Source organism: Ktedonobacter sp. SOSP1-52, from assembly GCF_016587395.1.
In genome coordinates this window covers 226683-239328 of sequence record NZ_BNJH01000005.1, presented here as the reverse complement: position 1 = coordinate 239328, position 12646 = coordinate 226683, and the positions used below count along the sequence as shown (strand labels likewise).

Below are 12646 nucleotides of genomic sequence, written 5' to 3'. Positions count from 1 at the left end.
ACAAAGGAGAGATCCTATGAGCATACCTCGTCCAGAATACCCTCGCCCTCAATTTGTCCGTTCTGAGTGGCTTAACCTCAATGGTGAATGGCAGTTTGAGATCGACGCCGGTGATAGCGGCCTTGAGCGCGGATTGGTGCAGCGTGAACTACAAGATCGTATCCTCGTTCCCTTCTGCCCTGAGTCCGAACTCTCTGGTATCGGCAACACCGATTTCATGCCCGCAGTCTGGTATCGCCGTACCCTGACCATTCCCAGTTCCTGGGGTCAGCAACGCGTGTTACTCCACTTCCAGGCCGTTGATTACGATACCACCGTCTGGGTCAATGGTACCGAGGTAGCTCGTCATCGCGGCGGCTTCACGCCCTTTAGTTGTGAGATCCCCTCTGGCCTGGCTGGTAGTGATGTAACTATTGTTGTGCGTGCGCGTGATACCGCACAGCCTCCCCAGCCACGCGGCAAGCAGTCCCAACGCTATGAAAACTACTCCTGCCTCTACACGCGCACAACCGGCATCTGGCAGACGGTCTGGCTGGAGCCAGTCCCCGCCGTCTCGCTCAAGCGTCCACGCATTACGCCCGATGTGGCGCATGGCTGCTTCCACCTGACCCAGCCTCTGAGCGCCCTGGGCACGGGTTTAACCCTGCGCGTACGCCTGAAAAATGACGCGGGCGAGGTCTGCACCGTGAGCGTGCCCGCCGACCGTGATTTCTCTCCCAAGGTGACGCTGCCTATTCCCGAGGAGCGCCGCCACTACTGGTCCACGCAGTCTCCCTATCTCTATGACCTGGAGATCGAACTTCTCAACGGAGAGACGACCGTTGATTCCGCGACCAGCTACGCAGGCCTGCGCAGCGTGACCATCGATGGCAAGGCCGTCAAGATCAATGGCCAGACAGTTTTCCAACGCCTGGTGCTCGACCAGGGCTACTATCCCGATGGTATCATGACCGCGCCCAGCGATGAGGCCCTGGTCCATGACATCAAGCTTGGCCTGCAGGCTGGCTTTAATGGAGCGCGCCTCCACCAGAAGGTCTTTGAGGAGCGCTTCCTTTACCATGCGGATCGCCTGGGCTACCTGGTCTGGGGCGAGTTCCCCGATTGGGGTTGCGGTGGGTATGGACGCGAGGATAATCACCAGCAACCTGGCGCGACCTATGTCACTCAGTGGCTAGAAGCGATTGAACGCGACTACTCTCACCCCTCGATCGTGGGTTGGTGTCCTCTGAATGAGACCTGGCAGATCCTCACTGACCGCACCACCGTGCTCGATGAAGTTACCCGCGCAATGTTCCTGGCTACCAAGGCCCTGGATAGCACACGCCCAGTCCTCGACACGTCTGGCTACAGCCACCGCGTTCCCGAGACGGACATCTACGATAGCCATGACTACGAGCAGGACCCAGCCAAATTCGCGGCCAATCACGCCGGAACCGGGGAGAATAAGCCCTTCATTAACCGCCACCGCGAGCAAGAGATCTCCGTCCCATACCGCAACCAACCATACTTTGTCAGCGAGTTCGGTGGCATCTGGTGGAACCCTGAGGTTGAGCCAGGCAAGGATAGCTGGGGATATGGTGCCGCGCCCAGGTCCCTCGACGAGTTCTATGACCGCTTCAAGGGCCTCTGCGATGTCCTCCTGGATGATGCCGCGATGTTCGGTTATTGCTACACCCAGCTCACCGATGTCTACCAGGAGCAGAACGGCATCTATACCTTTGACCGTAAAGAGAAGTTCGATATAGAGCGCATTCGCGACGTCCAGACGCGCATCGCTGCCATCGAGAAAATCTAATGAGGGAAATAAGCGACAGGGGAGGTTGCGGGCAGTGCCCGCAACCTCCCCTGTCGCTTATTTCCCTCATTGTAGCTTATAATTATACGTAGCGGCAGCAAGCTTAATGTCACAGGAGGAAAACATGGACGATCAGGAAGCGATGCGCCTGGCCATTGCTCACGCGCACTCGGTTGAGGGGCGTACAGCTCCACGCCCACCCGTAGGGGCCGTTGTGGTGCGCGATGGCGTCATCATAGGGCAAGGAGCAACCTCGCCCCCTTACGGACCCCACGCCGAGGTACACGCCCTCAACGAAGCGGGCGAACTGGCACGAGGGGCCGACCTCTACGTGACACTTGAGCCATGCTGCGTCACGATTCACACACCACCCTGTACCAGGGCCATCCTGGCCGCTGGCATTCGGCGCGTCATCGTCAGCTCGCTTGATCCAAACCCCCTGGTCAGCGGACAGGGCCTGGCACAGTTGCGCGAGGCTGGGGTCGAGATTACAATAGGCGTCGGGGCCGAGGAGACAGATGAGATCATCCGCCCTTTCGCCACCTTTATACGCCAGCAGCGCCCCTATGTGACCGCCAAGTGGGCCATGACCCTCGATGGCAAGATCGCAACCCACAGTAGCGATGCCTACTGGATCAGTGGACCAGAGGCCCGGCGTTGGGTTCATAACCTGCGTGACCGCGTGGACGCTATCCTGGTCGGCTCTGGCACGGTCCGCGCCGACGATCCTCTGCTAACAGTACGCCTCACGGACGAGGAGCGCCTCTATGCGCGCGCTCCCCGCCAGGGGCCTTTGCGCGTCATCCTGGCCTCCCAGGGTACGCTACCAGCGCAGAGCAAGCTGCTCCAACCTGGCCTGGCAAGCGGTACATGTATTATCGTGGGAGAAGACTGCCCGGTAGAGCAACAACAACGGCTACGCGACACTGGCGTTGAGATCATTCAGGTGGCCAGCAATAAAACTGGCCAGCTCGATCTCACATCGGCCCTCTCCGCCCTGGCCCAGAAGGGCGTGATGCATGTGCTCATCGAGGGCGGCAACAGCACGTTGGGCAGCGCCTTCGACCAGCAGCGTATTGACCATGTCGCGGCCTTCATTGCCCCCAAGCTTGTTGGAGGCGAGGCCGCACTCTCGCCCCTTGGAGGAAAAGGACTCGCCGTCATGCGCGAGGCTCTACAACTCCAGCAAGTACACATACAGACCATCGGCGAAGACGTTCTGATCGAAGGCGAACTCTCCTACGTAATATAGTAATGCGGCTAATGCGGCCCTGGTCGTCTCCAACGACCAGGGCCGCATTACTACAAAACTCCTACGGAAACTTCTGCACAAAAAGCGAAGCGTTCACAAAGGAAGGCTGCTGCCCATCCTGAGGAAATTGCAGGTATACCTGGCTATCCGCGCGGTTTTGCAGCGTAAGGAAGCTATTGGCTGGCAGAACCACAAGCGCCAGGCCAGTATTCTGCTGATACTGATCGCCGGAAACGTAGGTCGCCCCCACAATCTCGCTCGTCCCATTAAGGAAGACACTAAACTGGTTGGGACCAAAGCCGGATACCGAGAACTGAATCAGGTAGAGTCCAGCGCTCGCAATAGCAATCTTCTCCGGGCTGGTCGTCGTACTATGCGCAATACCCGCCGTCAACAGGCCAGTGTTGTTGAAGACAATCGCGCCCCGCGCAGCAACAATCTGTGGTCCCGTATTAAAGACATAACCTGCAGCTCCAGTAACCATTGGAGGTGGTGGCGGAGGTGGAGTCGTCTGAGGCACGGGTGGTGGCGATGAGGGGTCTGAGGCAAAGACGCTGCCAGGTGTTGGCTCTGTGGTTTTGTCTGTGAACCAGGATATCCACCCGGTCCCGGTTGCGGAGAACCAGGATGACCATTGGGGCCTGGCTGTTGTCCAGGGTTGCCATTCGGGTACTGGTTGCCATTCGGGTACTGCTGGCCAGGTCCCGGTTGTTGACCAGGGTATCCACTCTGGCCTGGCTGCCCGGGATAACCATTCGGACCTGGCTGTCCAGGATACCCTCCCGGTTGCGGAGAACCAGGATACTGCTGTTGCCCGGGATAGCCGGGATAGCCATTAGGGGCTGGCTGTCCGGGATACCCTCCTGGTCCTGGCTGTGGATAGCCAGGATAACCATTCGGACCTTGTTGCCCGGGATAGCCAGGATAACCTCCAGGTCCCTGAGGACCTGGATACCCTCCTGGCTGTGGATAACCAGGATAGCCATTTGGCCACTGAGGACCTGGATACCAACCAGGTCCTTGTGGACCTGGATAGCCCCAGGGGCCACGGTAGGGTCCTGGATACCCTCCCGACCCCGGTCTTGGGCCAGGATATCTGCCGGGTCCCTGCTGTCCTGGATACCCATTATGACCTGGAAAATTAGGATAGCCGGGATAGCCATTAGGGGCTGGAGAATTGGGCTGAGTGTTCGTGTTTTGCGGACTATACCCATTGCCAGGCGGCTGCCCCGGCTCAGGGTGGCCACCCGATGCCTGGGGGAAAATGGTCATGATAAAATCTTCCTCATTTGTGGTTTCGTCCTGGTCAAATGATTCGTTCAAGGCATCTTCCACTCTTCCACCACCTTCATCCAGAAAAAGAGAGTCCCAATAGGGAGAAACAATAGTTAGAATGTATTGTTACTCTCTTCTCACAACGAGTACTCTTTTATATGAAAAGAAGTATTACAACTTCTATTTATAGTATGCACTTCCTCTTACCAAATTGCAAGCTTTAGTAACAATATTTATGTAAATGGGTATGGAGTGGTGTGATGCAGGCTAGTGACCTTCGGCCACCAACCTGCATCACACCACTCAGACGAGCGCCACAGGCGCGAGAAGTTATGTGGCAACCCTCAAGCCCCTGCAAGAGGCATCTGCGCCAGCAAACTAACTCTATACTGCTCAGCCAGTGGCACCAGGGGAAAGCGCTCCTCTTTAATCTGGGTCAAGAGCACGCTGGCCTCATTCCAGGCCAGGTTATACTCATCATCCGAAATAACGCCCTGCTCCAGGGCCTCATCCAGTTCATCGACATCTATCAATTCAATCTTGTCGCCAGGGAGAAAGATGATATCCAGGTACAGATCGTCGTACCACAATACTCCCTGCTCATCTACAAATGTGCGTTTGCAGATGTCGACATACCACTGCACAGCCTCACCTTGCGCATTAAACATGACCGTGGCGGCATGCCTGGCACCCTGTGGAAAGAGCTGCAACCAGGAGTATCCATCATCTACTATGCAGATACTCTGTCCGACATAGGGTACCCATAGTGGCTCCCGCACCTCATCAAAATAGATCAGGCTTACATGCCCCTGGAAAGCTTCTGTCTCGCTTACCTGTAACATAAATCGATGCTTGCTGATACGCTTCCAGCCATCGCCTCTATCTGCGCGCTTCCGTTTCATCGCTTTCCTCTCGCTTGTTTTTTAAAGCACAGCATATCACAATTTCTCGTGTAGTCGTGCGCACGCATCTAACAGGCAGAGGCTCTGGACTAGAATTATCACAATTTACATGATATTGTTACATCATGTGCAAACTTTTACTTATCCGTCACGTCCAGCTCGAGATCATTCCGGGTACGCCTGCACGGCTCTGGCCGCTTTTCCCCTGAGGGACACGCAAGCACCTTGCAACTCGCTCCATGCATCGGCGATCATTATCTACCAATCGAGCATGCATAATATCAAGACAGGTAAATAAATTTTCAAAAAAAGCAGGTGGGCCACTATGGAGACTAGCACGCAAATAGGCCAGATAATAGGAAACTATCGAATTACCGAAAGGATCAGCGGCGGTTCTTTTGGGAGCGTCTATAGAGCAGAGCATATCCATCTCAAAAGAAGAATAGTAGCCATCAAACTCCTGCACACACATCTAGAATCTTCTACTGAACAAAAATACTTTACGCAAGAGGCCCACTTTCTTGCTCAGCTTGAGCACCCACATATTTTGCCCTTGCTCGACTTTGGTTTTAGCGAGAGCCAGCCATATCTGATCACGCGCTATGCTCCTGGCGGTTCCTTGCGCCATCTCCTCAGGCAGCAGAAGCAGATCCTTCCCCTTACCCAGACACTTTCACTCCTGCAACAAATAGGGCAAGCGTTGCAATATGCTCACGATCAACAGATCATTCACCGAGATCTTAAACCAGAAAATATCCTTTTTAATGAGCGGAAGGAGGCTCTGCTCGCCGATTTTGGCATTGCTATTATGCTCTCGACGGTCAATAGTAAGCATATAGCAGACGTTAGCGGCACGCCTTCCTGCATGGCTCCAGAACAATTTCAGGGCGTTATTAGTAAACAGAGCGATCAATACGCTCTCGCTTGCATCGCTTACGAGCTGCTCACTGGACACGTGCCATTTACCGCGCCTGGTATCTTTGCTCTGGGTTTTCAACACCTGACGGCAACTCCTGTACCTCTGCGCGAACACAATCAACAAATACCCCTGGCAACAGAAACAGCTATTTTACAAGCGCTGGCGAAGCAACGTGCTGACCGTTACCCAAATATTTCGGCCTTTCTCGCTGCTCTATGCGAGCCCTTTGTGCAACCGACTATTCGACAATCTACAGCAATACACCTTCCTGTAGCTGGAACAATTGAACCTTCCTTTCAAGGAAGACAAACTGCCAAGGAAACAAAGCAACAGTGGATAGACGAGGGCAAAAATTTCCTTGAAGTAAAGCGCTACGAAGAGGCTCTGGTCGCCTTTGAACAGGCGATAGCTCTCGATCCTCATGACGCTGTCGCTTTTAATGGCAAAGGGGATGCCTTAAGCAATTTTCAGCGCTATGAAGAGGCTCTAGTGGCTTATAACCAGGCCATTGCCCTCGATCCAAACGATCCTGCTGCTTATACAGGCAAGGGGCTTGCGCTAGAACAACTCCAGCGCACAAAGAGGCTGTAGTCATCTAGAAGCGATCCTTGCCATCTTATCAACATACAAACAAGGAGTATCTACCGGTATGCCTCACCTTACATTTATCTATTGCCCACGCTGTGCAACAGCCCTTATCGAGAAAGAGATACATGATGTTCGCCGCCTCTTCTGCCCAGAGTGCCAGTATGTTCACTACCCACAGCCAAAGTTAGTCGCGTTAGTGGTAATCGAATACGAGAAAAAGCTATTGCTTCTCAAGCGAAATATAGAGCCAGCGAGAGGGCTATGGAACTTTTGTGGAGGTTATATTGAGCTTGGTGAGACAGTTCAGGAGGCAGTCATCCGAGAAGCGAAGGAAGAAGCCAATATTGATATTCAATTAGACGGTTTAATCGGTATTTATGGTGGAGAAGGAGGCTCGAACGTCCTGGCTGCATTTCATGCGCATCTGCCTGGTAATCAGATCAGCCATTTAGCCATCCAGGCTGAAGAGGTAAGCGAATTTGCTTTCTTTGCCTGGGAAGAGCTCCCACCTCTCGCCTTTCCCGTTCACTACCAGGTCCTGCGCGATTGGAAAGCAATGAAATTATAGAGATGCGCTACTGACGTATGCCCCTATGCTGGGGGCGTAAGCGCATACGTCAGTAGCGCACCTCCGCCTACGCGAGGATAGCGTCGATGCGCTGGAGCACCTCATCGCCGAGTTTCTCGACGAAGTCGATGGCCTGAACATTGTCCTCGACCTGCTCGGGACGGGTGGCGCCGATAATGGCACTACTTACGCCGGAGTTGCGCAGCACCCAGGCCAGTGCCAGTTGCGCGCGGCTGGCGCCAAGCTCGTCAGCAATCTCTTTGAGCTTGCGTACACGAGACACGTTGGCGTCGTTGAAGAAGCGATCGCGTACCCATGTCTCGCGGTGGAAGCGTGTACCTTCATCAATACCATTATCATACTTACCTGTCAGTATGCCCTGACCCAGGGGCGAGAAGGCAACCAGGCCAATTCCACGCGGCTCAATAATTGGCAGAATCTCGCGCTCAACGCGCTCGCGCTCGAGCATGGAATACTGTGGCTGCTCGACAACTGGTGCATAGAGGTTGTAGCGTTCACAAAGTTGATAGACCTCGGCGATCTGTGAACCCTCCCACATAGAGGTTCCCCAGTAGAGCACCTTGCCCTGGTGAATCAGGTCGTCCATGGCACGCGCCGTCTCCAGTAGCGGAGTCTCTGGATCTGGGCGGTGGCAGAAGTAGATATCGATGTAGTCCGTGCCAACGCGCTTCAGGCTCTTTTCCACACTTTCCATGATATGTTTGCGCGAGAGTCCTCGATCATTCACATCATCGCTCATAGGCCAGAAAACCTTCGAGGCAATTACCAGGGTATGACGTGGGAAATCACGCAGGACCGCCCCCATCTCCTTCTCCGCCTCACCACGACCATAAACATCCGCGATATCAAAATAGTTGATGCCCTTCTCATACGCCGTGCGGATAACCTGCTGCGCCGCCTCCTGGGCTGTTTTCCCCTCACCGTAGTTGATCCAACCACCCAATGCCACGCTGCTCACTTTTGTACCCGTGTTACCAAGACGACGATACTGCATGTATCATAACCTCCATAAAATCAATGTAACTAAAGTCTCTACACAGGCATTATAAGCACCTTCGAGCTACAATGTCCAATCAATCCACATCCATAAAAGTCTAAGCTAAACCAGAAAAGTATAGAGCATAAGGTGTCAAAATAAGGTGTCAAAATCACCGATTTATAAAAGCTTATAAAGCTACGCGATGAGCCGATTCAAGGCCTTTCCGGCTCCATAAAAATAACCGATACCCGACCAAGTCAGATATCGGTTAAGGTGTCAATTTAATGGTAAATGACTTACTTGTCGGGGCATTGGCTCTCCACCATACCTGCCTACCAATCCCTGAGCGGATTTTGAGGGGCTTTTCTGTCAGTGACCCTGATAGATCACCTGGTTGCCATAATTGTCAGAGTTATCCTGGTTGCTGCCCCAGTTGTACCCCGAGTTTCCATCATTTCCCTGGAAGGTTCCATAATAGTATTTGTTATTAGTATTAATACCGCCGCCATTTCCGCTGCTGTATTGATTATTCTGTGGGTACCAGGGAGTAGTGCGCGTCGAAGAGGCAAATGCAGTTGCAGATAGACCTGTCAGAAGTACTATTGCGATGGTCAAGCCTATTACAATGAGGCATAAAGCCTTTCTGGGGGAAGAAAGCATCATCGTGTTCTCCTGTCTCACTCTTCTGAACAAAAGTTGATAGAAGGCTTCTACTCTCCGTTAAGAGCCTCGCTTTCACCAACGTATCGCGTGTAAGAAGAGGCTTATTTACATGTATTAGTGCAGAGCGTTACAAGTTCTCTCCAAAGAGACGGTCTATATCTTCAGCAGCTTCCTTATGTTGCTCCTGTGTTGCATGACCATATGTGATATCCGTCATTTCAAGACTGGTATGGCCTAGCATTTCCATTCTCACCACTGGGTCAATTTTCAACTTTCTTAGGATACGAGAAGCGTTATGACGCAACGCATGAAACTTCATATGTTCCAGGCCCGCAATCCCAAGCAGCCTATCAAAGCACCTGGTAAGACTCTGAGGAGTTATATAGTTACCGCCACGGGTACAAAACACTAAATCAAGATTTTTCCAAAGAGAAACTGAAGCACGTATCTGATTCTGCTTTTCCTGGTGCTCGCGCAGCACATTCACAATATCTAATGGTAAATGAATAGAACGTTCACCAGCCTCCGTCTTTGGCAAACCGACATGAAAAACGCTATGACCAGTTGCAGGATCGCGCACATAAGACACCGTACGCTTTATTGTCAAAGTAGCCGTATCGAAATTAATATCTGACCACTTCAAACCGAGCAGCTCACCTTTACGCATGCCTAGTAGTAACGCCATCCGAAACAGAGCATACAAGCGGTTACGCTGAGCACAATTTAGCAGATGCTCTATTTCTTCATCAGTCAACACATAGATTTTTACTTTCCGAGTCTTCGGCAACTTCACATTCTGCACAGGATTGTAAGCAAGCTTTTTCCACTTCACCGCATCATTTAAGGCCTCATTGATAATCCTATGAATCAGACGAATAGTATTCGGTGAAAGCTGTTCTTCTTCCCACTCCTGATAAAGCGACTGGAACATTTCCACCTTAAGTTTGCGCAATCCAACATGACCAAGCACAGGAATAACGCGAGCCGCCAAGTTCCTTTGATACATTTCATAGGTCGTCTTGCGTATAGTTGTACGGTGCGCCTTTAGCCAATACTCCAAGTAGTCCTTAAGAGTCTGTTCACGCTCCGTCGCCAGTTTGCCAGCATCACGCTCATTCAACATACGCCGTTTGGCCCGTTCCGCTTCCTGCTTGGTCTTATAGTATTCCTCCTTTCGTTTACCATTCCCGAGCGGCACACGCGCAATCCAACGCCCATCAGAATGTTGCACTACGGTTCCTTCTCCACGAGCACGACGCTTTAATTTCCCATCATCTTCTCTTTTTGATCTTGGCATAGCTTCCATTCCTTTCTCTTACTCATGACTAGGCAACATAACGACCGTTTACTTGTCGCTCTAAAGCCCATCGATACAAGCTATTCGGGTCGAAACGGATATTATTCTTCGGAATGATAATCACAGGAAAGCCCTCTTCATGCATCAACTCAAAGAGCTTCGCACGACTCACCCCGAACCAGGCCGCAGCACCATCAACATCGAGTAACCCCATAGGTGTAGGCATTAATGGTTGCTCGGATTGCTTCTTGCTTATTCGTGCCATAACACACCTCCTTGCTAATCAAGAAAAACAGCATCACTTGCAGCCGCGCGAGAGTTGCGCCGCCTTGCGTCATCCAAGATCAAATCAATCTTGGACCAATCCTCTTTATGCAGATCGACGCCATAGAGCCGCCGCTCTTCCTCGATCTTTTCAGCCGTGACAAAGCCATAGGCCAAACGCTTTTTGAAAACCTCTTCCATATGCACCCGCCCGCGCTCGCTGTCGTACTCCTCAATTTTCTTGAAGAGCCAGGCCATTGACATCGTGAAGCTTGGCAGTGTGCCATGCCCATCACGGATAGGAATCTCATCACCAGAGAGCGCCACCGCAGAGCGCATATAGCCAGTTACCCCAGCAATGCACGCCTTGAGTTTCGCCATCCTCCTCTTGCGCCGCACCAACCTGGCCCGGACCACCTGGAAGGGTTCAGAGGAGAGATGCAGCACCAGCGGCTTGACCTGGTCAGGGGAGAGCGTCGCCAGGTGCTCACGTGCCAGCTCCCGCAGCAGATCAGCCGACTCGTCTCCCAGTGTCAGCCGCATGCCCCGATACTCGTCTAATATCCGCTTATAAACAGGCTTCTGCACCATCTCTAGCACCCAGCTCCACCAGTGGCCAGCACCGACCATGCACCGCCCTTCTTGCAACATCTCTGTGAGAGCAGACAGATCATCTTCTGCCAGAGCAGTTTCATCAAACAATTGCCGGTCCAGGTTCAAGGCGGCCACATTCTCAAGCACCTGGAGCGGCTTTTCTTCAACCAGGTTCTCTAGCCTACAGGCAAGCTGTGCCTGTTCGTCCATCGGCTCAACATCATCCAGAGCGCCGAAACCCTTCTGCACAAACTCCCAACAAGGATGCGTGGGAATTCTGGACTTGTTGCTATCTTGCGAGGCGTCCAGGTCCACATAGCGCAGCCATTCAGTCGTTGCATATGCCCAGAGCGCTTGAATATTATCGAGCGTTTCAAAGGCCTCATTCAGTTCAAAGTCAGCCAGGAAGCGGCGACGGAAACGGAACTCAATCCGCCACACCGTCGTATGACCATCCCAACCGTTTGAATGCCAGATCGGTTCAAACCATTCCTTGCGATGCTTTTTGATCTCCCTCGACTTGTTGTAAATCTGTGCCGAGAGCGCGGAGGCATGCGAGCCAAAATCCAACGTCGCCAGGCGTCGGTGCTCAGTCGTTGCAATAGGGCTATGCTGTTGCTCAATCAATCCCTGTTTGATGTTCTCTTCCAGACGCTTGACCTCCGCAGGCGAAAGCCCGCCTTCCAGTTCCTCTTCCATCGGCACTTCTGGACGCTCACGCATACGTGTCACCCGCGAGACAAACGCACGTTGCCAGTCCAGGGACGCGAAATCGAGGCCTTGCACATCCAGGCAGATATGCAGCTCAGAGGACTGCTGATAGAGCATCGACCCGAGCAGATCATAGAGCGTGGACTCTAGCGCCACGGTGGCCTGTTCAGCGCCCAGCGTCCAAAGCAGATGCGAGGAGAAACGCGCCTGGCAAAAGACCCCGCCATTAAGCGAGCCATGGCCCATCGAGAGCTTGAGATCATCACAGTAGAGCAGCCAGGACCAGACCCCATAGCCATGTGGGCGCATTTTCAAGGTTTGCGCGATCTGTTCATCACCCAGCGCATAGCGGAAAACCATGTCCGTCGGCACATCCTCATGTTCCTCACGTGCCAGATGTAACCACTCTTCAAGCCGCTGGACAACGGTATCCGACAAGGTATCACCATTGGGCTTGCCGTCAGGACCAGCAAACTTGAAGTTCACCGAAAAGGTATCAGGGCCACTGCCAACCGCTTTCAACTCAGGCGGCGAGTAGAGCAGCCTTTCATCAAGTGCAGGCGCTTTTGTCATGAGAGATACCCTCCTTGCAAATTGCCGCCTTCATCCTCAAACAGTTCAACCTGGTAGTAGCGTGTGATCTCTGCTGTACCCACCAGGTGCGCAGCGGCATACCCGACCTCGACAAGACAATACCGATGCATCAGCAAGAGCACTGCTTGCAATGGGTCAGGTGCTTGCACAACCTCAGAGCGATAGGGAATAGACGTTCCCTTTGGCGGACGCAGCCAGAGGGCCACATCATAGTCAGGCATAGG

General features: G+C 52.9%; 13 protein-coding genes. 4 read left to right on the top strand and 9 right to left on the bottom strand.

Annotated elements, in window-relative coordinates; translation table 11 throughout:
* The first annotated feature begins 16 nt into the window (after window positions 1-16).
* Window positions 17-1795, top strand: coding sequence for a glycoside hydrolase family 2 protein (locus tag JMJ16_RS41775; RefSeq protein ID WP_201391213.1), 1779 nt, complete (start codon window positions 17-19; stop codon window positions 1793-1795).
* Between the two features lie 124 nt (window positions 1796-1919).
* Window positions 1920-3047 (top strand): bifunctional diaminohydroxyphosphoribosylaminopyrimidine deaminase/5-amino-6-(5-phosphoribosylamino)uracil reductase RibD, encoded by a 1128-nt coding sequence (ribD, locus tag JMJ16_RS41770; protein ID WP_201391211.1) that lies wholly within the window; start codon window positions 1920-1922, stop codon window positions 3045-3047.
* Between the two features lie 61 nt (window positions 3048-3108).
* Here ribD and JMJ16_RS41765 read toward each other — a convergent pair whose 3' ends face one another.
* From JMJ16_RS41765 to JMJ16_RS41755, 3 genes are all read right to left on the bottom strand, one after another.
* Window positions 3109-3531: a hypothetical protein gene (locus tag JMJ16_RS41765; protein ID WP_201391209.1), complete on the bottom strand. Its 423-nt coding sequence runs from the start codon at window positions 3529-3531 to the stop codon at window positions 3109-3111.
* Complete coding sequence (locus JMJ16_RS41760) at window positions 3500-4261, bottom strand: hypothetical protein (RefSeq protein ID WP_201391207.1); 762 nt, start codon at window positions 4259-4261, stop codon at window positions 3500-3502. Before JMJ16_RS41760 ends, JMJ16_RS41765 begins: the two co-directional genes overlap by 32 nt.
* A gap of 405 nt (window positions 4262-4666) precedes the next feature.
* Window positions 4667-5224 (bottom strand): DUF402 domain-containing protein, encoded by a 558-nt coding sequence (locus JMJ16_RS41755; RefSeq protein WP_201391205.1) that lies wholly within the window; start codon window positions 5222-5224, stop codon window positions 4667-4669.
* Window positions 5225-5549: 325 nt separating this feature from the next.
* Here JMJ16_RS41755 and JMJ16_RS41750 point away from each other — a divergent pair, with 325 nt between their 5' ends.
* Together JMJ16_RS41750 and JMJ16_RS41745 are read left to right on the top strand one after the other, a co-directional pair.
* Complete coding sequence (locus JMJ16_RS41750; protein ID WP_201391203.1) at window positions 5550-6734, top strand: serine/threonine-protein kinase; 1185 nt, start codon at window positions 5550-5552, stop codon at window positions 6732-6734.
* A gap of 58 nt (window positions 6735-6792) precedes the next feature.
* Window positions 6793-7299 carry an NUDIX domain-containing protein gene (locus JMJ16_RS41745; protein ID WP_201391201.1) on the top strand — a complete coding sequence of 169 codons (507 nt, stop codon included), beginning with the start codon at window positions 6793-6795 and terminating at the stop codon, window positions 7297-7299.
* Window positions 7300-7366: 67 nt separating this feature from the next.
* Here the strand turns inward: JMJ16_RS41745 and JMJ16_RS41740 are convergent, their stop codons facing one another.
* From JMJ16_RS41740 to JMJ16_RS41715, 6 genes are all read right to left on the bottom strand, one after another.
* The gene (locus JMJ16_RS41740; protein ID WP_201391199.1) at window positions 7367-8314 is read right to left on the bottom strand and encodes an aldo/keto reductase family protein; all 948 of its coding nucleotides are present in this window, start codon (window positions 8312-8314) and stop codon (window positions 7367-7369) included.
* 354 nt (window positions 8315-8668) lie between these two features.
* Entirely contained in the window at window positions 8669-8962 is a 294-nt protein-coding gene (locus JMJ16_RS41735) for a hypothetical protein (RefSeq protein WP_201391197.1), read from the bottom strand.
* Window positions 8963-9089: 127 nt separating this feature from the next.
* Complete coding sequence (locus JMJ16_RS41730; protein WP_201391195.1) at window positions 9090-10259, bottom strand: site-specific integrase; 1170 nt, start codon at window positions 10257-10259, stop codon at window positions 9090-9092.
* A gap of 28 nt (window positions 10260-10287) precedes the next feature.
* Complete coding sequence (locus JMJ16_RS41725; protein ID WP_201391193.1) at window positions 10288-10524, bottom strand: hypothetical protein; 237 nt, start codon at window positions 10522-10524, stop codon at window positions 10288-10290.
* Window positions 10525-10538: 14 nt separating this feature from the next.
* Window positions 10539-12401 carry a hypothetical protein gene (locus JMJ16_RS41720; RefSeq protein WP_201391191.1) on the bottom strand — a complete coding sequence of 621 codons (1863 nt, stop codon included), beginning with the start codon at window positions 12399-12401 and terminating at the stop codon, window positions 10539-10541.
* Window positions 12398-12643, bottom strand: coding sequence for a hypothetical protein (locus JMJ16_RS41715; protein ID WP_201391189.1), 246 nt, complete (start codon window positions 12641-12643; stop codon window positions 12398-12400). The genes JMJ16_RS41720 and JMJ16_RS41715 overlap by 4 nt, the downstream gene beginning before the upstream one ends.
* Window positions 12644-12646: the final 3 nt, after the last annotated feature.

What these genes read in the sequence shown, in the direction of transcription:
- JMJ16_RS41775 (WP_201391213.1), top strand. Translation starts at nt 17, where the DNA reads ATGAGCATACCTCGTCCAGAATACCCTCGCCCTCAATTTGTCCGTTCT.
- JMJ16_RS41760 (WP_201391207.1), bottom strand. Translation starts at nt 4,261, where the DNA reads ATGGGTATAGTCCGCAAAACACGAACACTCAGCCCAATTCTCCAGCCC.
- JMJ16_RS41735 (WP_201391197.1), bottom strand. Translation starts at nt 8,962, where the DNA reads ATGATGCTTTCTTCCCCCAGAAAGGCTTTATGCCTCATTGTAATAGGC.
- JMJ16_RS41740 (WP_201391199.1), bottom strand. Translation starts at nt 8,314, where the DNA reads ATGCAGTATCGTCGTCTTGGTAACACGGGTACAAAAGTGAGCAGCGTG.
- JMJ16_RS41745 (WP_201391201.1), top strand. Translation starts at nt 6,793, where the DNA reads ATGCCTCACCTTACATTTATCTATTGCCCACGCTGTGCAACAGCCCTT.
- ribD (WP_201391211.1), top strand. Translation starts at nt 1,920, where the DNA reads ATGGACGATCAGGAAGCGATGCGCCTGGCCATTGCTCACGCGCACTCG.
- JMJ16_RS41715 (WP_201391189.1), bottom strand. Translation starts at nt 12,643, where the DNA reads ATGCCTGACTATGATGTGGCCCTCTGGCTGCGTCCGCCAAAGGGAACG.
- JMJ16_RS41725 (WP_201391193.1), bottom strand. Translation starts at nt 10,524, where the DNA reads ATGGCACGAATAAGCAAGAAGCAATCCGAGCAACCATTAATGCCTACA.
- JMJ16_RS41720 (WP_201391191.1), bottom strand. Translation starts at nt 12,401, where the DNA reads ATGACAAAAGCGCCTGCACTTGATGAAAGGCTGCTCTACTCGCCGCCT.
- JMJ16_RS41750 (WP_201391203.1), top strand. Translation starts at nt 5,550, where the DNA reads ATGGAGACTAGCACGCAAATAGGCCAGATAATAGGAAACTATCGAATT.
- JMJ16_RS41730 (WP_201391195.1), bottom strand. Translation starts at nt 10,259, where the DNA reads ATGCCAAGATCAAAAAGAGAAGATGATGGGAAATTAAAGCGTCGTGCT.
- JMJ16_RS41765 (WP_201391209.1), bottom strand. Translation starts at nt 3,531, where the DNA reads ATGGTTACTGGAGCTGCAGGTTATGTCTTTAATACGGGACCACAGATT.
- JMJ16_RS41755 (WP_201391205.1), bottom strand. Translation starts at nt 5,224, where the DNA reads ATGAAACGGAAGCGCGCAGATAGAGGCGATGGCTGGAAGCGTATCAGC.